This is a genomic window from Pseudorhizobium sp. NPDC055634 (assembly GCF_053618655.1).
This window is the reverse complement of record NZ_JBSHHW010000001.1, coordinates 339,755-360,120: the sequence shown is the minus strand read 5'-3', so window position 1 is coordinate 360,120 and position 20,366 is coordinate 339,755. Positions and strand designations below refer to the sequence as shown.

22 protein-coding genes are annotated in these 20,366 nt (G+C 63.5%); 7 read left to right on the top strand and 15 right to left on the bottom strand.

The genetic code is table 11. From position 1 onward, the window contains the following. Positions 1-113: 113 nt before the first annotated feature. Positions 114-404 carry a hypothetical protein gene (locus ACWGPT_RS01820; RefSeq protein WP_452603852.1) on the bottom strand — a complete coding sequence of 97 codons (291 nt, stop codon included), beginning with the start codon at positions 402-404 and terminating at the stop codon, positions 114-116. Positions 405-466: 62 nt separating this feature from the next. Here ACWGPT_RS01820 and ACWGPT_RS01815 point away from each other — a divergent pair, with 62 nt between their 5' ends. Together ACWGPT_RS01815 and glgX are read left to right on the top strand one after the other, a co-directional pair. After that, positions 467-793, top strand: a complete 327-nt coding sequence (locus tag ACWGPT_RS01815) for a membrane lipoprotein lipid attachment site-containing protein (RefSeq protein WP_452603851.1) — start codon at positions 467-469, stop codon at positions 791-793. Between the two features lie 69 nt (positions 794-862). Next, a complete protein-coding gene (gene glgX / locus ACWGPT_RS01810; protein ID WP_452603850.1) occupies positions 863-2,941 on the top strand; it encodes a glycogen debranching protein GlgX in 2,079 nt (692 codons plus the stop codon). A gap of 58 nt (positions 2,942-2,999) precedes the next feature. On the opposite strand, the gene glgA is transcribed toward glgX, so the two are convergent. Together glgA and ACWGPT_RS01800 are read right to left on the bottom strand one after the other, a co-directional pair. Continuing rightward, positions 3,000-4,478, bottom strand: coding sequence for a glycogen synthase GlgA (gene glgA, locus ACWGPT_RS01805; protein ID WP_452604097.1), 1,479 nt, complete (start codon positions 4,476-4,478; stop codon positions 3,000-3,002). Positions 4,479-4,735: 257 nt separating this feature from the next. Continuing rightward, complete coding sequence (locus ACWGPT_RS01800) at positions 4,736-4,981, bottom strand: DUF2934 domain-containing protein (RefSeq protein ID WP_452603849.1); 246 nt, start codon at positions 4,979-4,981, stop codon at positions 4,736-4,738. A gap of 139 nt (positions 4,982-5,120) precedes the next feature. On the opposite strand from ACWGPT_RS01800, the gene ACWGPT_RS01795 reads away from it, so the two are divergent. Further along, entirely contained in the window at positions 5,121-5,396 is a 276-nt protein-coding gene (locus ACWGPT_RS01795) for a hypothetical protein (protein WP_452603848.1), read from the top strand. A gap of 3 nt (positions 5,397-5,399) precedes the next feature. On the opposite strand, the gene ACWGPT_RS01790 is transcribed toward ACWGPT_RS01795, so the two are convergent. The 6 genes from ACWGPT_RS01790 to ACWGPT_RS01765 form a co-directional block, all read right to left on the bottom strand. Then, complete coding sequence (locus ACWGPT_RS01790; protein WP_452603847.1) at positions 5,400-5,897, bottom strand: YciE/YciF ferroxidase family protein; 498 nt, start codon at positions 5,895-5,897, stop codon at positions 5,400-5,402. Between the two features lie 77 nt (positions 5,898-5,974). Then, positions 5,975-6,160, bottom strand: a complete 186-nt coding sequence (locus ACWGPT_RS01785; protein ID WP_452603846.1) for a hypothetical protein — start codon at positions 6,158-6,160, stop codon at positions 5,975-5,977. 31 nt (positions 6,161-6,191) lie between these two features. Then, entirely contained in the window at positions 6,192-6,398 is a 207-nt protein-coding gene (locus tag ACWGPT_RS01780) for a BON domain-containing protein (RefSeq protein WP_452604096.1), read from the bottom strand. A gap of 217 nt (positions 6,399-6,615) precedes the next feature. Further along, positions 6,616-7,200, bottom strand: coding sequence for a cysteine hydrolase family protein (locus ACWGPT_RS01775; protein ID WP_452603845.1), 585 nt, complete (start codon positions 7,198-7,200; stop codon positions 6,616-6,618). Between the two features lie 187 nt (positions 7,201-7,387). After that, positions 7,388-7,579 carry a hypothetical protein gene (locus ACWGPT_RS01770; protein ID WP_452603844.1) on the bottom strand — a complete coding sequence of 64 codons (192 nt, stop codon included), beginning with the start codon at positions 7,577-7,579 and terminating at the stop codon, positions 7,388-7,390. Positions 7,580-7,720: 141 nt separating this feature from the next. Next, positions 7,721-7,918: a hypothetical protein gene (locus ACWGPT_RS01765; protein WP_452604107.1), complete on the bottom strand. Its 198-nt coding sequence runs from the start codon at positions 7,916-7,918 to the stop codon at positions 7,721-7,723. A gap of 120 nt (positions 7,919-8,038) precedes the next feature. Between ACWGPT_RS01765 and ku (ACWGPT_RS01760) the strand changes: the two genes are divergently transcribed. Further along, entirely contained in the window at positions 8,039-8,839 is an 801-nt protein-coding gene (gene ku / locus ACWGPT_RS01760) for a non-homologous end joining protein Ku (protein ID WP_452603843.1), read from the top strand. 3 nt (positions 8,840-8,842) lie between these two features. Here the strand turns inward: ku (ACWGPT_RS01760) and ligD are convergent, their stop codons facing one another. Together ligD and ku (ACWGPT_RS01750) are read right to left on the bottom strand one after the other, a co-directional pair. Continuing rightward, positions 8,843-11,407: a DNA ligase D gene (ligD, locus tag ACWGPT_RS01755; protein ID WP_452603842.1), complete on the bottom strand. Its 2,565-nt coding sequence runs from the start codon at positions 11,405-11,407 to the stop codon at positions 8,843-8,845. Positions 11,408-11,409: 2 nt separating this feature from the next. Next, a complete protein-coding gene (ku, locus tag ACWGPT_RS01750) occupies positions 11,410-12,273 on the bottom strand; it encodes a non-homologous end joining protein Ku (RefSeq protein WP_452603841.1) in 864 nt (287 codons plus the stop codon). 173 nt (positions 12,274-12,446) lie between these two features. Here ku (ACWGPT_RS01750) and ACWGPT_RS01745 point away from each other — a divergent pair, with 173 nt between their 5' ends. Beyond that, positions 12,447-12,953 (top strand): sigma-70 family RNA polymerase sigma factor, encoded by a 507-nt coding sequence (locus ACWGPT_RS01745; protein WP_452603840.1) that lies wholly within the window; start codon positions 12,447-12,449, stop codon positions 12,951-12,953. 39 nt (positions 12,954-12,992) lie between these two features. Then, a complete protein-coding gene (locus ACWGPT_RS01740) occupies positions 12,993-13,502 on the top strand; it encodes a superoxide dismutase family protein (protein WP_452603839.1) in 510 nt (169 codons plus the stop codon). Positions 13,503-13,517: 15 nt separating this feature from the next. On the opposite strand, the gene ACWGPT_RS01735 is transcribed toward ACWGPT_RS01740, so the two are convergent. After that, a complete protein-coding gene (locus ACWGPT_RS01735) occupies positions 13,518-14,240 on the bottom strand; it encodes a glutathione S-transferase (RefSeq protein WP_452603838.1) in 723 nt (240 codons plus the stop codon). A gap of 256 nt (positions 14,241-14,496) precedes the next feature. Between ACWGPT_RS01735 and ACWGPT_RS01730 the strand changes: the two genes are divergently transcribed. Next, entirely contained in the window at positions 14,497-16,842 is a 2,346-nt protein-coding gene (locus ACWGPT_RS01730) for a glucose/quinate/shikimate family membrane-bound PQQ-dependent dehydrogenase (RefSeq protein ID WP_452603837.1), read from the top strand. Positions 16,843-16,895: 53 nt separating this feature from the next. On the opposite strand, the gene ACWGPT_RS01725 is transcribed toward ACWGPT_RS01730, so the two are convergent. From ACWGPT_RS01725 to ACWGPT_RS01715, 3 genes are all read right to left on the bottom strand, one after another. Continuing rightward, positions 16,896-17,174: a BON domain-containing protein gene (locus tag ACWGPT_RS01725; protein WP_452603836.1), complete on the bottom strand. Its 279-nt coding sequence runs from the start codon at positions 17,172-17,174 to the stop codon at positions 16,896-16,898. 51 nt (positions 17,175-17,225) lie between these two features. Continuing rightward, positions 17,226-19,160, bottom strand: a complete 1,935-nt coding sequence (locus ACWGPT_RS01720; protein WP_452603835.1) for a PAS domain S-box protein — start codon at positions 19,158-19,160, stop codon at positions 17,226-17,228. Positions 19,161-19,264: 104 nt separating this feature from the next. Beyond that, positions 19,265-20,230, bottom strand: coding sequence for a LysR family transcriptional regulator (locus ACWGPT_RS01715; protein WP_452603834.1), 966 nt, complete (start codon positions 20,228-20,230; stop codon positions 19,265-19,267). Between the last annotated feature and the right edge of the window lie 136 nt (positions 20,231-20,366).

Genomic DNA, 20,366 nt, shown 5'->3' with positions numbered 1-20,366 from the left:
ACCCGGCTGCTTCGACCCAATCCTTGACCATGTTTCCCTCCTAAATCGCTCATCAATCCAGGCAATGAACGACCATGGGAAGGATTGTGTTCCACACATACGACATGATTGTGTCACGGTTGGCGCGATTGTGGAGATAGTGAGGCGTCGGCGGCTGCGCGCGCCTGGGCGGCATGAAGGATCGCTCTCACCTCGCGGGCGGCCACGTTTTCGGTGGCAAAGCCCCTTCCGGGCACAACACCCGGATCCTCCTCGTTGTCCTTGAACGTGGCGTCGTCGCGAAGCCGCTGCACGAACTGGACGATCGTCATCTCGCCGCCGATCATCGCCGCAAGCATGTCGATCATCAGTTCCCGGTGCGCGTTGAGCCGGCCTTCCAGTTCCTCTGATGTCAGGTTGCTCATGTGGTCAGTCCTCCGTTGCGAAGAGAAATAGGCGTTTCGCGGGAAAGGGAACCCGTGGCGGGGTGTCAAAGTTAGCCATCCGCACCCAAAGCCCGAATGACCTTCGCAGCGATGCCGCAGTCACGATCTTCCTGGCCCGGCCTTCCCGGGCGGCGGATCGTTCGGAGGAGAAGAAGGAAATACCGATGAAGAAGCTCACCCTAGCGATTACGACCGTCATCCTCCTCGCGGGATGCAGCGACGGGGGAAACAACCAGTCGGACCCCGTCGACAACACCCCGGCGAGCGGCCCGACCGCTCCCGCCCAGACGGATGCCGATCCCACGCCGCAGACCGGCAGCGGCGGTCAGTCGCCGGTCGATAGTTCGTCCGGAACCGAGAAGCGATAATTCGGCTGGTGCGCCGGGAACGAAAGCCCCGTCGCCCCATTGTTAGATGGTTCTTCAACGGGGCGACGCATGAAAAGCGACAGCGCGAATTTCGAAATACTCCCGGGCAGCTGGACTGAACTCGGAGCGATCTACGATGGCGAGGGCACCAACTTCGGCCTCTTCTCGGCGCATGCGGAACGGGTTGAGCTCTGCCTGTTCGACAGCAGCGGCAAGATGGAGATCGCCCGGCTCGAACTGCCGGAATATACCAACGAGATCTGGCACGGCTATGTGCCGGGGCTGAAGCCCGGAGCGCTCTACGGCTACCGGGTCTACGGTCCCTACGATCCGGAAAACGGTCACCGCTTCAATCCGAACAAGCTCCTGATCGACCCCTATGCGCGCGAACTCGTGGGCGACGTGGAGTGGAACGATGCCCACTTCGCCTATGACCTTCTCCATGAAGACAAGGATCTGACCTACGACGAGAGGGACAGCGCGCCATTCATGCCGAAGTGCCGCGTCATCGATCCCGACGGCTTCGATTTCCATGACGCGAGCCGGCCCCGCATCCCCTGGTCCTCCGCCATCGTTTACGAGACGCATGTGAAGGGGTTCACCAAGCTCAATCCGGCCATTCCGCCGGACCTTCGCGGCACGTTCGACGGCATGGGTCACCCGGCGTCCGTCGACTACATCAAGAGCCTCGGGATCACCTCCGTGGAGCTGATGCCGGTCCATTACTTCCCGGACGACCAGCATCTCCTCGACAAGGGGCTCCACAATTTCTGGGGCTACAACACGCTCGCCTTTTTCGCGCCGGCCTCCCGCTACTACGGGCCGCGGGGCCTGGAAGGCTTCCGGGAAATGGTCAGGAACTACCACGACGCCGGCGTCGAGGTGATCCTCGACGTTGTCTACAACCATACGGCGGAAGGAAACGAACTCGGTCCGACCCTTTCCTTCAAGGGTATCGACAACTTCTCCTACTACCGGACGATGCCGGACCAGCACCGCTACTACATTAACGACACCGGGACCGGAAACACGGTCAACACATCCCATCCGCGTGTGCTGCAACTGGTCATGGATTCGCTGCGCTACTGGGTGCAGCACATGCATGTGGACGGCTTCCGCTTCGACCTCGGGACCATTCTCGGCCGCGAGCCGGAAGGCTTCGACGAGCGTGGCGGCTTCTTCGACGCGGTCACGCAGGATCCCGTCCTCTCCAAGGTCAAGCTGATCGGCGAGCCGTGGGACATCGGGCCCGGCGGCTATCAGGTCGGCGGCTTTCCGCCCGGCTGGTCCGAATGGAACGACAAGTATCGCGACACGATCCGCGACTACTGGAAGGGAGACAATGTCGCGACGGACTTTGCGGCCCGCCTCCTCGGTTCGGGCGACATCTACGACCTGCGGGGCCGCCGTCCCTGGGCGAGCGTCAATTTCATCGCCGCCCACGACGGCTTCACGCTCAATGACCTCGTTTCCTACAACGAGAAGCACAACGAGGCGAACGGCGAAGACAACAACGACGGCCATAACGACAACCGCAGCTACAACTACGGAGCTGAAGGCCCGACGGAGGACGAGGGCATCAACGCGGTGCGCGAGCGCCAGAAGCGCAACTTCCTGGCCACGCTCTTCCTGTCCCACGGGACCCCGATGCTGCTTGGCGGCGACGAGTTCGGCCGCAGCCAGATGGGCAACAACAACGGCTACTGCCAGGACAGCGAGATTTCCTGGGTGCGCTGGGAAGGCCTGCCCGAGACCAACGAGCAGTTGCGGGACTTCGCGCGGCACATCATCGCCTTGCGGAAGGAGCAGCCCATCTTCCGCCGCGAGAACTGGCGAGACGGCATGGAAGTGCGCTGGTTCAATGCCGGCGGAGGTGAACAGCTCCCCGAGCAATGGCAGGAGGGAACAACGCTGGGGTTGAACCTCCGGCGCGCTGATCTCGAAAATCAGGAGGGGCTCTGGTCCAACGTCCTGGTTCTCTTCAACCCGTTCGAGGGCAATGTCCCATTCCATGTCCCGCCGATGGGCGAGGGGAAGTGGATCCTCGAACTCACGACCGCCGATCCCTCTGCAAGGGGCATGGAGGTCGAGCAGGATGCGGATTTCGAACTGGAGGGTCGCTCGCTGGTGGTGCTCAGGCGCTCCTGACGCGAACGCAAGGCGAAAGCGGGGTGACCGGTCGAGGCCGGTCTCCCGCTTCTTTTCGTCAGGATACTGCCTTGGGAAGGGGGCGCGACGGCGTGGTTCTCGACCTGCGCACCAGCGAGGCATAGACCGCGGCATACTGCTGGGCGCTGCGCTCCCAGGAAAACCTTGCCTTCATCCCCTGGTTCTGCAGGCGCGCCCATTGGCGGGGATCGGCATAGGCTTCAAGCGCGCGCCGCAACGCCATCCGCAGGCCATCGCTCGTGACCGGATGAAACTGGATGCCCGTCGCCACCCGGGCGGACATGGCGGCGTCGTTGGCGTCGATGATGGTTTCCGACAGCCCGCCCGTCCGGGAAACGACGGGGACGCAGCCGTAGCGCATGGCGTAGAGCTGGGTCAGGCCGCAAGGCTCGAAGCGGGAGGGCTGGATGATGGCGTCGGATCCACCGAGGACAAGATGCGCGATGGATTCCGCGTAGCCGATATGAACCGTCATTCGGCCCGGATGGCGCGCCGCCGTCTCGAGAAGCTGCCGCTCGATATCCCGGTCTCCCTGTCCGCAGACGATCAGCTTGCCACCATTGCCGATGATCTCGTCAGCCGTTTCCGCCAGCATGTCCATGCCCTTCTGCCAGGTCAGGCGGGTAACGGCGGAGAAGACCGGACCGGCATCGTCCGCATCGAGGCCGAATGCCTGCAGCAGGTGTCTCCGGTTCTGTCGCTTCTTGCCGAGGCTTCCCGGACCGTAGTTCACCGGCAGGTAGGGATCGGTGGCGGGGTTCCAGACATCGAGGTCGATGCCGTTGACGATGCCGCGGAGCACGTCGACCCTCTGGTTGAGGATGCCATCCATGCCCATGCCGAAGCGGGGGCTCAGGATTTCCCTGGCATAGGTCGGGCTGACCGTGGTGATGGCGTCGGAGGTCTGGAGGCCGCCCTTCAGGTAGCTGATGTCCCGGAAGTATTCGAGGCACTCGGTCGAGTAGAGCTGCGGACGGAGCCCGAGGGCGGGCAGGAGCGAGGCCGAGAACTGTCCCTGGAAGGCCAGGTTGTGAACCGTCAGCACGACGGGGGTGGCGACCTCGAGCTCCCGCATGTAGACGGAGGTGAGGGCCGCCTGCCAGTCATGGGTGTGGACGATATCCGGGATCCAGCCCGGGAGTGCGCCGCCTGCAACCTCGGCGGCCGCAAGGCTCAGCGCCGCGAAGCGTTTCCAGTTGTCGGAATGGTCGGCGCCCGCGGCATCCACATAGGGGCCGCCATCGCGGTCATAAAGCGCGGGGCAGTCGAGGACGAGCAGGCTCAGTCCGTCAATCCGGGCGTAGAGGAGCGCTGCCCGCTCGCCCAGCAATTCGTCGAAAACGAGAAGCGGCGGAGCGCTCTTCAGCTGCCGCATTACCGAGGGGTATCCGGGGATGAGCGAGAGGGTTTCGATGCCCAGCCGTTCCAGCGCCTTCGGCAGGGAGCCGGTGACGTCGGCGAGGCCACCGGTCTTGATCAGGGGGAAAATCTCGGAGGTGACCGACAGGACCCTGATCGGCCCTGAGACGCCTTTCCGCCTCGGTGCGCCCTCAAGGTCGGAGGTGCTGGCCGTGGCCTGATCATCTGGCGAGAAGAATGCGTCCGTCATGCCGTCCTCCACCGTGCACGCGGCCGGTGCTGCCGAACGTCCGGACGGGGGCATGCGTTCCAACGGGAGGGGTAACAGAAAATTTTATTGCGCACGGCGCACCTAACAGCATGCAAGATCGGGGACGCTGCGGCATGAATTTGCCGCAGCCGAAGTGCCAGGTGTCAGCTGCCGGGCACCTTCCTGGTGCGCGTCGCCTTCCTCGTCGTTTCCGCGGGCTCAGCCGCCGGAGAACCGGCGGCTGCCGCCTTGCTGCTCGTGCGCGGAGACCGGCGTTTCAGGGGGCTGAAGCTTTCAAACTCCCGCTTCGCGCGCTCCCAGTGCTCAAGATGCTTTCCCGCCGGATATCCTTCTTCTTCCCACAGAGAGTACGCGCGCTTGCGCACCCAGTCGTCCTCGTTGTCCGCCATGAACGTCTCCATACATCGGCGTCCGAACGTCTGCGGAAACCGAAGGTTCCTCCGGCCTGAAAATTATTCTGACCCGTGGAGCGGCGAGGCGGAACCTTTGCCGAGATGGCGAGTTAGTGCGCGCTGAAGGGAGTCCGCCATGAACAATTTCTGCGATATCGTGCCCCATCCGGACGGTTGGACCTACATCCTGAACGGGGTCGAGTCCCGATGCTCGTATCACACCTATGATCTCGCCGTTGCCGCCGCGCGGGTCGAGATGGCCAAGCGCAAGCACAACAAAATCTTCCGCCGCATGGAACTGAATGGCGTCATGCTGCCGGTGCAGCCTGATGCGGCGAAGCCGCTGAAGCCTGAGGCCTTCAACAATTATTTGGAAAAGGCCCGGTCGTTCGACCGGGCCTTTTCCGTTTGATGATCAGGCGGCCTTCTGGGCGGCCGAGTTGACGGCGGTCTTGGCAAGACCCGTCAGCTTTTCGTCGGTCTGGCTTTCCTCGGCCAGCGTCTCTTCGAGAAGCGTCGCGGCTTCGCTCAGGCCAAGCTGCTGTGCCCAGGAACGAAGGGTGCCGTAGCGGCTGATCTCGTAGTGCTCGACAGCCTGCGCGGCGGCGAGAAGGCCGGCGTCCAAGGCGGGCGTGCCCTTGAACTCTTCCATGATCTCCTCGCCTTCGGAAAGGATGCCCTCGATGGCGTCGCAGGTCTTGCCGCGGGCGCGCTTTCCGATGAGGTCGAAGACCTGCTTCAAGCGCTCGATCTGGCCTTCCGTTTCGTCCTTGTGCTCCTGGAAGGCAGCCTTGAGTTTCTCATCCTGGGCCGCGCGCGCCATCTTCGGCAGCGCCTTCACGATCTGACGCTCGGCATAATAGATGTCCTTGAGCGTCTCGTAGAAAAGGTCGTCGAGGGTCTTCGTTGCCATATTTCAATCTCCTGGATAGTTGCAGGTTGGTGTTTCCGCGCCGAATAACAACGCGATCCAGCAAAAGTTCCGCAGGCTCAGTTCTGCCTGTAGGTCGGCTGACGTCCGCCTTCCGGCTTGTCGTAAAGCTGCTCGACCGCCTCTTCCTGACGCGCCTTCTCGACCGAACTGATGCGGCGTTTGCGCATCAGGGCGAAGGCAAGCACCAGTCCCAGAAGGACAGGGCCTATCGCCACGATCAGGAACCACAATTTGTCCGCCATCTTTCTTCTCCCAGATTTTGTCGATGCGACCTCAGTGGGCTTCCCCAGCCACACGCAGGTTGTTGATCACGCCCCTCACGCCATCGACGGACTGGCAGCGCTCCTGCGCGTGGTGGTAGTCGTCTTCACGGGCGACCGATCCCTCGAGCGTCGCGACGCCGTCCTCGACCGAGACGCTGATCGTTGCGGGATCGAGAAAATCGGCGTCGGCGAGGGCGTCGTTCACCGCGGCTTCGATATCGGCGTCGGAGCGGCCATGTCCTTCGGGATCGTCCGAGAAGATGTTCGCCTCGCCCGGAAGGTAGCCGTGCGGACGGCTTTCGGGAGGCCCTTCCCAGCGGGGCCATTGGGACGTCTCGCCTGGGCGGCCGGCTTTCGGGGTGTCGTTCTTCATCGGGAATCCTCCTTCGCGATGGTCATGCGAAGAGAACCGGTTTGCGGCGGCGAAGGTTCCCTTAGGACCACCAGTCGAGAACGTCCGGCACGCTGGAAACCTGAATCTGCGTCGAAAAACGGGACGCGTAGATGCCGAGCGTGGCGTCATGGGTTTCGTCGGACGCGCTGCAGATGGCATCCTTGAGGAGAAGGATCGAATAGCCGAGATCTACGGCACCGGTCACGGCGCCAAGCACGCAGACATCCGTCTCTCCTCCCGAGATCACCAGCGTCGTGACATCCTGTTCCTGGAGATGCCGATGGAGGCGGCCGTCCATCCATGGCGAGTAGACGGCCTTGTCGAAGACGGTCGCCGGGGGAACGAGTTCGCGAAGCTCAGGGAGGAGGTCGACCATGTCGTCGCCCAGCACTTCCCGGGTCATCATCGGCCATTTCAGGTAGTATTCACGCCAGGTGCCGGTGGCGTCGGAAGGCCGGAGGGGCGGCACGAAGCGCGTGAAGATCGTTTCGGCAGGATGGGCGCAGGACAATGTCGCAATCGGCTCGCGGATCTTCTCCATCCACGGTACATGCCAGGCGGTATCCTCGGCAAACAGCCTCTGCATGTCGATGCAAAGATGACGGCAACGGTTCGGGTCTTCCATTCTCTCCTCCGCGCAGGGCTCGCCTTGAACCACGCGGGTCAGTCAAGGTTCCGGAGGACGTCGGAAGAGACGGTTCAAGACCAAACGGTCGCGGAAGGTTGGAGAGTAAGAGCGGAGTAGGCGAGGGGTGCGGGAACAGGGACGGTGACGCTGCGGCGGCGTGGCCGCCCGAACGCGGACGTTGGGCCTACTTTTCGCCGAGAGCCTTTTGAAGTTCCTGGGCAAGTTCGAGGAGACGATCGGGCACAGGCTCCTTCTCGATCTCGTCCAGGAGGACCGACACTTCCCGGCTGACGCGCCGTCCGAGCCGAAGTTCCGTCTCTGTACTGGGATCGATCTTCTTCGCCATTCCGACCTCTGACGACGCCGTGACAGTCATCGTCCACCTTCTGCACTGGAGATTGCCTCAATCCTCCATACAGCAATAGTCCAGACTTCGGAAATCCCGAAAATGTCACAGGTGACAAAATGCAAAGGCGATCCACTGGGCTGGATCGCCTGAAACCTAAGATGGGTAAGCTTACTTGCGCGGGGGAGGCGGGGTGCCGGCGGGAATCGAGGTTATCGTCGTCGCGACCGGGTCGCTGGCGGGGAAGGTATCTTCCAGCCCTTCCTCGAGTTGCTCTTCCAGGTCCGCCTTGTCTTCCCTCTCGCGCGCCGTGGGCGTGGTCTTCTGCTGGTCGTCCGGCTTCTTGCGCGGGTCTTCCTGCGTGGTCATGGCATATCCTCCGTACCTGGATGATCCGGAGGGAACGCCGGCGCCCGATCTTGGTTCCGGTGCCGAGGCCGCGGGAACCTATGGCGGCGCGAGCCGTTCCGCCGCTCGAAGGAGACCGTCATGGCGCCGCGATCATTCTGGAAGGGCTATCTCAAGCTGTCGCTGGTGACGTGCCGGGTCAGCATGACGCCGGCGGTCTCGGAATCCGGCAAGATCCGCTTCCACAATCTCAACAGGAAGACACACAACCGGGTGATGAGCCAGTATGTGGATGCCGTCAGCGGGGAGCAGGTGGATGACGAGGACCAGGTCAAGGGCTATCCGAAGGGAGAGGACGACTACGTCCTGATCGAGGACGAGGAATTCGAGGATGTGGGGCTTGAGAGCACGCGCACCATCGACATCTCGACCTTCGTCCCCGTCGGGTCCATAGGCTGGATCTGGTACGACCGGCCGCATTATCTGGCGCCGGACGACGAGGTGAGCGCGGAAGCCTTCGCAGTGATCCGCGAGGCCATGGCAAAGACGGGGACAGCAGGCATTGCCCGTCTCGTCATGTACCGCCGCGAGCGGGCGGTGCTTCTCGTTCCGAAGGACAAGGGGATCGTCGTCTGGACGCTTCGCTACGGCGACGAGGTGCGGGATGCGCATTCCTATTTCGACGACGTCGCGAAGGAGAAGCCGTCCTCGGAGCACCTTGCGATCATGAAGAAGCTGATCGAGGAACGCACCGCGAAGTGGGACCCGAGCATGGCGGATGACCCGGTCCAGGATCGGCTCCTCGACATCATTGCTTCCCGGAAGAATGGCAGGAAGGCGAAGAAGCCGACGGAACAGAAGCCGGAACAACCCAGCAACGTCATCGACATCATGAGCGCGCTGAAGAAGAGCCTGGCGGCCGAGCGCAAAAATCCCCGCTGACGGCTATTTCTTGCCGCGGCGGTCGCCCGGTACCTTGATCTCCGCCTGGGCCTGCCGGAAATCGCCCCAGGGATCGCTTGCCAGCTGCTGCAGGCGGCTCGGCGCATTGCCGACGGTGAAGTAGGCCGGGCCTATAGCCTGGCCCAGTTCCTCCCAGGCGATCGGCATCGATACCGGCGCGCCGGCGCGTGCCCGGGTGGAATAGGGAGCCACCGCCGTGGCACCCCGGCCGTTCCGCAGGTAGTCGATGAGGATCTTGCCGGTTCGCTTGGACTTGGTGATGGTCGAGACGTAGCGATCGGGGCTGTCGCCGGCCATGCTGTCGGCGAGCGCCTTCATCGCCGCCTTCACGTCCGGCCACTCCGCCTTCGGCTTGACCGGCGCCACGACATGCAGGCCCTTGCCGCCGGACGTCTTCACGAAGCCGACAAGCCCCATCGCCTCGAAGCGCTCTTTGACTTCGTGGGCGGCGGCGATGACGTCGTCCCAGCTCGTTCCTTCACCCGGGTCGAGGTCGATGTTGACCATGTCGGGCTTTTCCCAGTTGTCGATGGTGGAACCCCAGGGGTGGATTTCCAGCGTCCCGCCCTGGACGAGGCCGAGCAGCCCGTCGAGATCGTGGATGACGATATCCTCCTCGGCAGGATCGGCAGGATCCTTTGCGGTGGAGATGTTCCTGTTCATGCCCTTCCAGGCATGTTTCTGGAAGAACAGCGGCTTGCTGATGCCGTCCGGCCCCCGGACGAGCGCGAGGGGACGGTTGACCACGAAGGGTGCAATGTAGCGCCAGACCTGCACGTAGTAGTCGGCAAGGCCTTCCTTGGTCACGCCGGCATCTGGCCAGTAGATGCGGTCTGGATGGGTCAGGGTCACGGTTCGGGCTCCTGTCTGCTGTCCCTCATCGGAGCTTGCGGTCGCGGGTGCGGTCTCGCGCACCACGTCGCTTGGCTGCTTGTCCTCCCTCAGGCCCCGGTAGGCAGCGTGCCTGATGTGAGCGTCGCCTGTCCAGCCGCGGAACTCGACCTCTGCCACCAGTTCCGGCCTCACGAAGACCACGTCCTTTCGTTCGCCGGTCGTCAGCTTGTCGTGGAACGGGCTTTTTGCCACCCGGAGGTCCTGCAACTGGCCAAACAGGGTGTGCGCGACCTTGTTGCTGTAGCCGGTGCCCACCCGTCCGGCATGCATCAGCTTGCCACGGTCGTAATATCCCATCACCAGCGAGCCGATGGCGTTGCCGGAGACGGAGGAGGGGACGTAGCCGGCGACGACGAATTCCTGCCGGGCGGAGCATTTCGACTTCACCCAATCCTTCCCCCTGCCGCTGCGATAGGGGGCGTCTGCGATCTTGGAAATGATCCCCTCCAGGCTTAGGCGGCAGGCATGCTTGAGGACAAGGCCGCCTTCATCGTCGAAATGCTCGCTGTAGCGCAGGATATCGCCCCCGTCGGACAGTATGCCGGCGAGCGCCTGCTTGCGGTCCACCAGGCTGGCCGAGGTGAGGTCGAAACCGTCCAGGTAAAGGAGGTCGAAAGCGAAGAGCACCAGGCGATCGGTTCGACCCTCGCTCAGATCCTGCTGGAGGAGGGAAAAGTCGCTGGCGCCCGATCCGCCGTTGACGACAATTTCGCCGTCGAGCACGGCCTGCCTGACCGGCAGGCCCTTCAGCGCGCCCACGATCGCCTTGCCGAACTTTTGCGTCCAGTCGAGGCCGGTCCGCGTGAGGAGCGTGACATCGCCTCCGTCGATGCGGGCCTGGACGCGGTATCCGTCCAGCTTGATCTCGTGAACCCAGCGCTTCCCGGACGGCGCGCTCTTTACCAGGGTCGCAAGCTCGGGCGGCACGAAATCCGGAAGTGCCGCCTTCTTCGCGCCCTTCACCTTCTGGGTCGTCGTGGCGGCATGGTCTTCCGGCGACGGCTCAGTCGGGGAGGGGGCCTTGGACGAGGAGGAAGCGCGAGAGCGGGAGGAGGCCTGCGCCGACTTTGACTTCGTCTTCGCCTTCTTTCCTTCCTGGAGTTCCTCCAGCAGTCGTCCGGTTTTTACCGATCTCGGCAATTCCTCGAGGATATCGGCATCTCCCTCGGCCCTGGCGAATTCGTCCTCGCCCTTGATAAGGAGCCAGTTCTCCCGATTTTCGCCGCGCCGATTGGCCATGCGCACGAGATGCCAGCGGCCCTCGAGCTTCTCGCCCTTGAGTTCGAATTCCATGTGTCCCTTCCGGTACCCGTATTCCGGATCGCCGATCGGCTGCCAGGTGCCCCGATCCCACAGAAGGACCGCTCCCGCGCCATAGTTCCCCTGCGGGATCGTCCCTTCGAACTCACCGTAGTCGAGGGGATGGTCCTCGACATGCACGGCCAATCGCTTTTCGCCCGGAACGAGGCTTGGGCCGCGGGTCACCGCCCAGCTCTTCAGGACGCCGTCCATCTCCAGCCGGAAGTCGTAGTGCAGCCTTCGGGCGGCATGCTTCTGGATGACGAAGCTGTTGCCTGCGGCCTTCGCCTTCCGGCCCTTCGGCTCGGGGGAAGCCTTGAAGTTGCGTTTCTCGTTGTAGGTCTCGAGTGCCATGGTCAGCTCGCTTTCCGCTGCGGAGTGCGGGTCTTCGGCTTGCGGGCAGGCTTGGCTGCGGCTGCCGTCTTCTTCGCCCGCCCGGTCCCGCTTCCGGCCCCGGCGCTCTGGCGCAGGGCGTCAAGCAGGTTGGAGACCTTTTTCGGCTCCGCCTTCGGCTTCTTGGGCAGCTTGCGGCCTTCGATCTTCGCCCGGATGAGTTCGGCAAGCGCGGTCTCGTAGCGGTCGTCGAACTCGGTCGGATCGAACTTGCCCTTCTTGGTGGAAATGATGTGGCGGGCAAGATCGAGCATCTCGCCCTCGATCTTGAAGTCGGGAATGTCGGCAAAGACTTCCTCGGCCGAGCGGACCTCGTAGTCGTAGTTGAGGGTGGTCGCGATCATGCCCTCCTCGCTCGGACGTATCAGCAGCGTGCGCAGCCGGCGGAAGAGGACCGTGCGCGCGAGCGCGACGACGTTCTTCTCCTCCAGCGCCTTGCGGATCAGCGCGTAGACATCGGCTGCTGCCTTGTCGGCGGGCGCGAGATAGTAGGGACGGTCCAGGAAGATGGTATCGACGTCCGCACAGGGTATGAAGGTTTCCAGTTCCAGCGTCTTGTCGCTGTTCGGAACGGCCTCCTTGATCTCCTCCGGCTCGAGGACGACATATTCGCCGCTTGCAACCTCGTAGCCCTTGACGATGTCGTCGCCGGCGACCTTCTTGCCGGTGTCCGCATCCACCATCTGGCGGTGAACGCGGTGACCGGTTTCGCGATTGACGATGTTGAAGCTTACCCGTTCTGCCGTCGATGCCGCGGTGTAAAGCGCGACGTGACAGCTGAGTTCCCCGACCTTCAGATATCCCTTCCAGTTAGCACGCGGCGCCACGACTCGAACTCCTTGAGAAACCCTATCAACAGGGGCGGTCGAGCTTTGTTCCGTTCGTTCCGTTGCTTCACGAGGAAGGTTGATCGCGCCCGATCCCGTCGCGGAACCAAAGCCATAACGGCGCGTTTGCCACCATCATCCCGCCCAGTGATACGACGGAGAGGTAGGCCACGGTGTCTGAATCACAGTTGAAACGTGATCCTGCACGCGCAGATATTGTAAAACTCATCCCCGCTCTCCGCGCGTTCGCCCGCACCTTCTGCCGCAATCCGACGGACGCGGATGATCTCGTTCAGGAGACCCTGATGAAGGCGCTGGCGAACCTGGACAAGTTCGAGCCCGGCACGAAGCTCAAGTCCTGGTTGTTCACCATCATGCGCAACACCTTCTATACGCGTTCGAAGGTGCTGGGCCGCGAGGCGCCGGGAACCGACGAGCCTGTCTCCGGCGACACGCCGATGCCGGCGACGCAGGAGGTGAGTGCACGTGCCAGGGAGGTCCAGCGGGCGCTCCAGAAGCTGCCGCCCCATTATCGCGAAGTGCTGACCCTCGTCGCCATCCTCGGCGAGAGCTACGAGGCGACCGCCGAGATCTGCGATTGCGCCGTCGGCACCGTCAAGAGCCGGCTCAACCGAGCCCGCCACCAGATCCTGCTCGAATTGGGCGAAGAACCGGCGTGACAATATAAGCCGGCCAGACACTATAAAGGGAGAGACCCCGTGACACTGAGATATTCTGCAGCGGCCTTGGCGTTCCTGGCGCGTGCGGCGAGCGCCGCCGCACAGGAAGAAACGGACAACGCAACCTTCGTCGGCCTCGACGGCGCCGAAATTGGTGCGGCAACGCTGACCTCCACGCCGGCCGGCGTGTTGATCGACGTCGAGGTCTCGGGCCTGCCGGCGGAGAAGTGGGTGGGTTTCCACTTCCACGAGACCGGAAGCTGCGACCACCAGAGCGCGCATGAAAGCGCCGGCGGTCACTTCGACCCGGGCGGCAAGGAGCATGGCTTCAATGCCCCGAACGGACCGCATGCCGGCGACATGCCCAACCAGTATGTCAGCGCCGACGGGGTGCTGCGGGCCCAGGTCCTCAACACCTTGGTGACCCTCGACGAGGGCGAGAACGGCGTGAAGGGTCGGGCGCTGATGGTCCATGGCGGCGCCGACGACTACAAGAGCCAGCCGTCGGGCCAGGCGGGCGACCGGCTTGCCTGCGCCGTCGTGAAGTGATCGCTCGGACGAAGCTCAGCTACCCGGATCGAGTTCCGGGAAGTGCCGGAAGATTCCTGATTCATTGAAGGGCAGCCGCCGCTCGGAGGCGAGGTAGTTGCGAAGCGTGGGGCGATCCTTCACCTTCGCATGCAGTGCCGCGACCTTCGGCCAGCCAGTCCCTTTCTCGCGCATCGCGTTCGGGAAGGCGTAGTTCAGCCCCTCGACGACATGGAAAAGCGAAAGGTCCACATAGCCGATCCGGTCGCCCACGAGGTTCCCTTCGGCGCCGCCATTCGCCTCGATGACGCGCTCGAAATAGTCGAGGAACTTCGGCAGCCTCGACGCGAGGAAGCGGCCCGAGCGGGCCTTGGCCTCCGCCTTCTGGTCCTCGTAATAGTCGTCCATGCCCAGCGGGTGATGCGTGTCGTGAATTTCCGTCAGGAAATCCGCAAGGGTGAGTTGCAGCCCGTGGGCGTAGATCTGCGCGGCCTCGTCGGCCGGCGCGAGTTCGAGCCGGGGGCCGAGATACCGGAGAATGTTGGCGACATGGGAAATGACGAGGTCGCCATCCTTCAGGAAGGGCGGGGCAAAGGGGATCTGCGGGCCCCGCTTGCCCTTAAGGAAGGCCATCATTTCCTCCATTCCGCCCGGCTCGCGCGCCACGTCTCGGTAGTCGGCCCCGGCATCCTCCAAGGCAAGCCTGATGAATTCCCCCCGGCCCGGAATGCCGTCCCAGTAATAGAGCTCGTAGGTCAATGTCGTTCTCCAGGGTTGTCTAGGAAGGTTTGCGACCTGCCCGCAGTTCATAGATGGCGCAGGAACCGACGCCCGGCCGGCCGGAATGGGTCGATCGCGAGGTCCTGCCGTCGCAACACCATCTCCGCAAAATGGTTCCCGCATCCCAGTCACAGCCGTTCCCGGAGGGAACCTTCGCACCGGCGATGTGTTGAGGACGTGGGGGACTGCGGCTGCTGCCGCAGCCCGATGACGCAATCGGGACAGGATGCACGCCATGGCCGTTACGATCACCTCAATCTTGCTCGGGCTGATGGGGCTCGCACTGGCGCTCGGTGGCGGGCAGCTGGTCGCGCTCGGCGGCAGCGTCTACTATCTGATCACCGGCATCGCCTTCATCGTGACGGCCGTCCTGCTCTATCTGCGCCGCCCGACCGCGCTTGTCCTCTACGCACTCATCATTCTGGGATCCCTTGCATGGGCGATCTGGGAAGTGGGTTTCGACTGGTGGCAGCTTGGCCCCAGGGGCGGGCTGATCATCCTGATCGGCATGTGGCTGCTGACGCCGTGGATACGCCGGCCGCTCGGCTTCCAGAGTCCGACCGGCGCACGCTACGCCACGGGCGCCACCTCGCTTGCCGCATCGGTCGGGCTGGCGGTCGTGATGGCGCTGGCCTCGATGTTCGTGGACCCCTACGACCTGAAGGGGCGGCTGCCGGAGGCCGCGGTGGCGGCGGCGCCCTCGATGGGCAATGCCGTTCCGCCGGGCGAGTGGCACCAGTACGGCCGTACCAACTACGGCCAGCGATATTCGCCGCTCGACCAGATCAACGTCGAAAACGTCGGTGAACTGGAAGAGGTGTGGCGCTATCAGACAGGCGATGTGAAGCTCCCCGACGACGTCGCCGAGACGACCTACCAGGTCACGCCGCTGAAGGTCGGCAACAGCATGTTCCTCTGCACGCCGCACAACTGGGCGATCGCCCTCGACGCGACGACCGGCGAGGAGAAGTGGAAATACGATCCCAATGCGGGCCTAAATCCCGATCGCCAGCACCAGACCTGCCGCGGCGTCACCTATTACGCGGATCCCGATGCGCCGGCCGGTGCGCCTTGTGCCGAGCGGGTCTATCTTCCGACATCCGACGCGCGACTGATCGCCCTCGACGCCACCAATGGCGAAGTCTGCACCGCGTTCGCAGACCAGGGTACGCTGCGCCTGGAACAGGGGATGCCCTACAATCCGGCGGGCTATTACTATTCCACGTCCCCGCCCGTCATCGCTGCCGGCAAGATCATCATCGGCGGCGCGGTCAACGATAACTATTCGACGCAATCGCAGTCGGGCGTCATCCGCGCCTTCGACGTCGATACCGGCGAGCTCATCTGGAACTGGGATTCGGGAAATCCCGGACAGACCGCGCCGCTGCAGCCGGGCCAGACCTATACCGCGAACTCGCCGAACAGCTGGTCGGTGTTCAGCGTCGACGAGGACCTCGGCCTCGTCTACATCCCGCTCGGCAACCAGGTGCCCGACCAGCTCGGCATGGGACGCAGCGAGGCGGTGGAGAAGCATTCATCCTCCATCGTCGCGCTGGACGTCAATACTGGTGCGGACCGGTGGGTCTTCCAGACCGTCCATCACGACCTCTGGGACATGGACGTCCCCGCGCAACCGGTGCTGCTCGATCTCACCCGGGAGGACGGCACGGTGGTGCCCGCCCTCGTCGGTCCCACCAAGCAGGGCGATATCTACGTCCTCAACCGCGAGACCGGCGAGCCGATCATCGAGGTGACGGAGGAGCCCGCGCCCGGCGGTGCAATACCGGAAGACTTCACCGCCCCGACCCAGCCAACTTCGGCGCTTACCTTCAAGCCGGAGCCGCTGCAGGAAAAGGACATGTGGGGCATCTCGATGTTCGACCAGCTGGCATGCCGCATCCGGTTCCACCAGCTGAACTACGAAGGACGCTACACGCCCCCTTCGCTGGACGGAACGCTGGTCTATCCGGGCAATTTCGGCACGTTCAACTGGGGCAGCGTCGCCATCGATCCCGAGCGGCAGGTCATGTTCGGCATGCCGACCTATCTCGCCTTCACCGTGAAGCTCGTTCCTCGCGACGAAATCCCGCCGAAGGGCACGGACGAGAAGGGAAGCGAGCAGGGCCTCAACCGCAACGAGGGTGCTCCCTACGGCGTCTACATGGGGCCCTTCCTCGGACCGCTGCAGATCCCGTGCCAGGCACCGCCGTGGGGTTATGTCGCGGGCGCCGATCTCAGGACCGGCGAGGTCGCCTACAAGCATCGCAACGGCACCGTCTACGACATGACGCCGCTGCCCCTTCCGTTCAAGGTCGGCGTGCCGGGCATCGGCGGCCCGATGATCACCAAGGGAGGCCTCGCCTTCCTCGGCGCTGCCGTCGACGACTACCTTCGCGCCTATGACCTCACCACCGGTGAGCAGCTATGGCAGGCGCGTCTGCCGGCCGGAGGCCAGGCGACGCCGATGACCTACGCGGTAGACGATGGCCGGCAGTTAGTTGTGATGGTGGCGGGCGGTCACGGTTCGGTCGGCACCAAGCCCGGCGACTACGTCATCGCCTATGCATTGCCGCGGGAGTGATCCCGCGGAAGGGCCGGAGGCTTAGGCTTTCCGGTCCTTCGCACGCGGTCATCCTACTTGGCGATCCCTTCCGCACGGATCTCGTTACGCACCTCGGTCACGCCCTTTACGCTGCGGGCGATCTCCTCTGCACGGGCGACCTCCTGCGCCGACAGGACCGAACCCGTCAGCGTGATCGTCGATCCTTCCGCAATGACGAAAACATCGGTTGCGTCGATGCCGCCGGCCGCGGCAAGCTCATCGGAGACCGCGCTCTCAAGCACGGCAGCCGGGGGGAACTCCTCCTCGACGACAGGGGGCTGGTCGTGGAATGTCGGATGCTTGAAAACCATGTCGCTTCTCCGGATTGAACTCCGGATCAACGCTTGGCTACGCCCTTTGGTTCAGGACCGCGGCAGCGTGTGGGCAAGCACCTCGGCCAACTGGCTCTGCGAAAACGGCTTGGAGAGCTTCGGAAGCCTTCCGCCTTCTCCCGAGGGGAGTTCCGCATAACCGGTTGCAAGGATGACCGGAAGGTGCGGCCAGCGCTCCTGGATGCGGGCCGCGAGTTCGGCGCCCGTCATCTTCGGCATGGAATGATCGGTCAGCACGAGGTCGAAATGCTCGCCACTCTCCAGGAATTCCAGTGCTTCCCCGCCATTATAAGCCTCGACGACCTGATGCCCGAGGTCCTCCAGCATTAGCGTCGTGTTCATCAGCACCAGCGCGTCGTCGTCGACGGCGAGTATCCTCAGCGAGGCCGGCAGGCTTGGCAATAGCTGCTCCGATGCGGTTTCCGCGGGGGGCGGGGGAAGGTCGGCATTCTGTGCCAGGGGAAGCAGGAGCGAGATGGTCGTACCTTCGCCCTTGCGGCTCTCGATCAGGAGCTTGCCTCCCGACTGCTCCACGAGCCCCTGGACCATGGAGAGGCCGAGACCGGTTCCTTTTCCCACGCCCTTGGTGGTGAAGAAGGGCGTCGCCGCCCGCTCCAGCGTCTCTTCGTCCATGCCCTCGCCGGTGTCGCTGACGGCGAGGCGAAGGAAACCGGCTCCCGTCGTCCCGGAAGGGCCGTCCGGCTCCTGCAGGCGGGCCGCACGCACGGTGATCGTGCCGCCATAGGGCATGGCGTCGCGCGCATTGACCATGAGGTTCAGCAGGGCGGTTTCCAGCTGGACGGCGTCGGTCAGGACATTTGGGAGGTTGTCTTCCAGGTCCGTCTCGATCTGTATTGCCGCGCCGACGGAGCGCTGGACGAACTCCATCATGCCGGCAACCACCGAGGGGATGTCGACCGGGGCAAGGTGCAGGTCCTGCCTTCGCGAATAGGCGAGCATCCGCTGGATCAGCGCGACGCCGCGATCTGCACCCTGGATGGCATTGTCGAGGAGGGGCATGATCGACGGGTCGTCCGGAAGCCGCTTCTTGAGGATCTCCAGGCTTCCAAGGATGGCCATCAGCAGGTTGTTGAAGTCGTGGGCGATGCCGCCGGTCAGCTGGCCGATCGCCTCCATCTTCTGGGCCTGGAAAAGCTCCTCGCGGGTCCGGTTCAGGGCGTTCTGGGCTTCCACCTTTTCCGTAATGTCATGGGTGACCTTGGCGAAGCCCAGGATTTGCCCGGCCTCGTCGCGGATGGCGTCGATCGTCACATGGGCAAGGAATCGCGACCCGTCCTTGCGGACCCGCACGCCCTCCTTTTCGAAGCGGCCGTCCTTTCGCGCGCGTTCCAGTCCGAATTCCGGCAGTCCCGCGGCGCGGTCTTCCTCGGTATAGAAGCGCGAGAAATGCGAGCCGATGATCTCGTTCGCGTCGTAGCCCTTGATGCGTTGGGCCCCGGAGTTCCAGTTGGTGATATGGCCCGTCGGGTCGAGCATGTAGATCGCATAGTCGCTGACGGCCTGGACCAGGAGCTGGAACTTCTGCTCGCTCGACTTCAGTTCCAGTTCCGCCTGCCGGCGTTCCGTCAGGTCGCGGGTGATCTTGGCGAAGCCCAGGAGCGTACCGGTCGGGCTCCATATGGGGTCGATGATGACATGGGCCCAGAAACGGCTCCCGTCCTTCCTTACCCGCCATCCCTCGTTCTCGAACCGACCCTCGGTGCGGGCACGATGGAGAGCCCTTGCCGGAAGGCCGCGTGTATTGTCCTCCGGGGTATAGAAGCGGGAGAAGTGGTGTCCCAGGATCTCAGGTTCGCGGTAGCCCTTGAAGCGCTCGGCCCCCGGGTTCCAGCTGCTGATGCGTCCTTCCGGATCGAGCATGTATATGGCGTAGTCGGTGATCGCATCGATGAGGAGCCGATATCGCTCGTCCTGGATCTCCGTCACCGGTAACTGATGTGGCATCGAAATCTGTGTCCCCCTCAGATTCGCCCTAAAATCGATCAACTGCGATAAACTTCAAGTGCCGGCGTCGGTTCCAGCGTCGAGAACGAGAAGTGGCGTCCCGTTCAGGAGCCGTAAAGTCGTGCCGGCCCCGCCGTCGGGGCCAGTTCGGCGGTGTCCGGGACGGGCCGAAGAAAGGCATCCCGGCCTGCCCGCACCGCGGCGAAGATGAAGTCCGAGACCGAACGCACCCGCGGGACATTGCTGAGGTCGCGATGGCAGGCGAGCCAGTAATTCCGCGTCAGCGTGATCTCCTGCGGCAGGACGATCTGCAGGTCCGGCTGGGTGCGCGCGATGAAATGCGGCAGGACGCAGAGCCCGAGCCCGTTCTTCGTTGCGGTGAGCTGCGCGAAGATGCTCGAGCTCTGGAACTGCGGCCTGATCCCGGGGTGGACGTCACCAAGGTAATCGAGCCCGGGCGCGAAGATCATGTCCTGGATATAGCCGATGAAGGGATGCGCCAGGAGATCGTCGCGTCCCCTGATCGTCGCGGCCCGGGCCAGATAGCTGCGGGAGGCGTAGACGTTGAGCGTATAGTCGGTGATCTTCTCGGTGCGGTAGGGCCCCGCCTTCGGCGGATCCAGGGTCACGGCGATGTCCGCTTCCTTGCGGGAGAGCGACATGATCTGCTGGATGGTGATCAGTTCCAGCGAAATGTTGGGGTGATGGGCGAAGAAGGCGCCCATCTGCTGGGAGAAGAAGAAGTTGGCGAAGCCTTCCGGTGCGCTCAGTCGGATGACGCCGCGCTGGATCATCGCGCCCTCGGCAATGTCGGCCTGCAGGCGGTCGGTCTCGGCCTCGATCTTCTCCGCCGTCTCGACGAAGCGCTGTCCGACGGAGGTCAGGACGTAGCCGCGCGGATTGCGCTCGAACAGCTTCACCTTCAGCACGAATTCGAGACGGTCGATCCGGCGCGAGACCGTGGCATGGCTCGTTCGCAACTGGCGTGCCGCGGTGGACAACTGGCCCGTCCTGGCAACCGCCAGGAAATATTGCAGATCGTCCCAGGTGAAGCTCGGATTGGCTGACATCGAATCTTTCGTTCAAAAATGCACAGGCCCTGTTTGGAATTTGATGCGCAGTTCTCCTTGCGTCAATCCCGGAATTCCGGAACGATGGGCCCCGGAAAGCGTCACCTTGAGGAGGGGGGCCTTCCAAATTTGAACA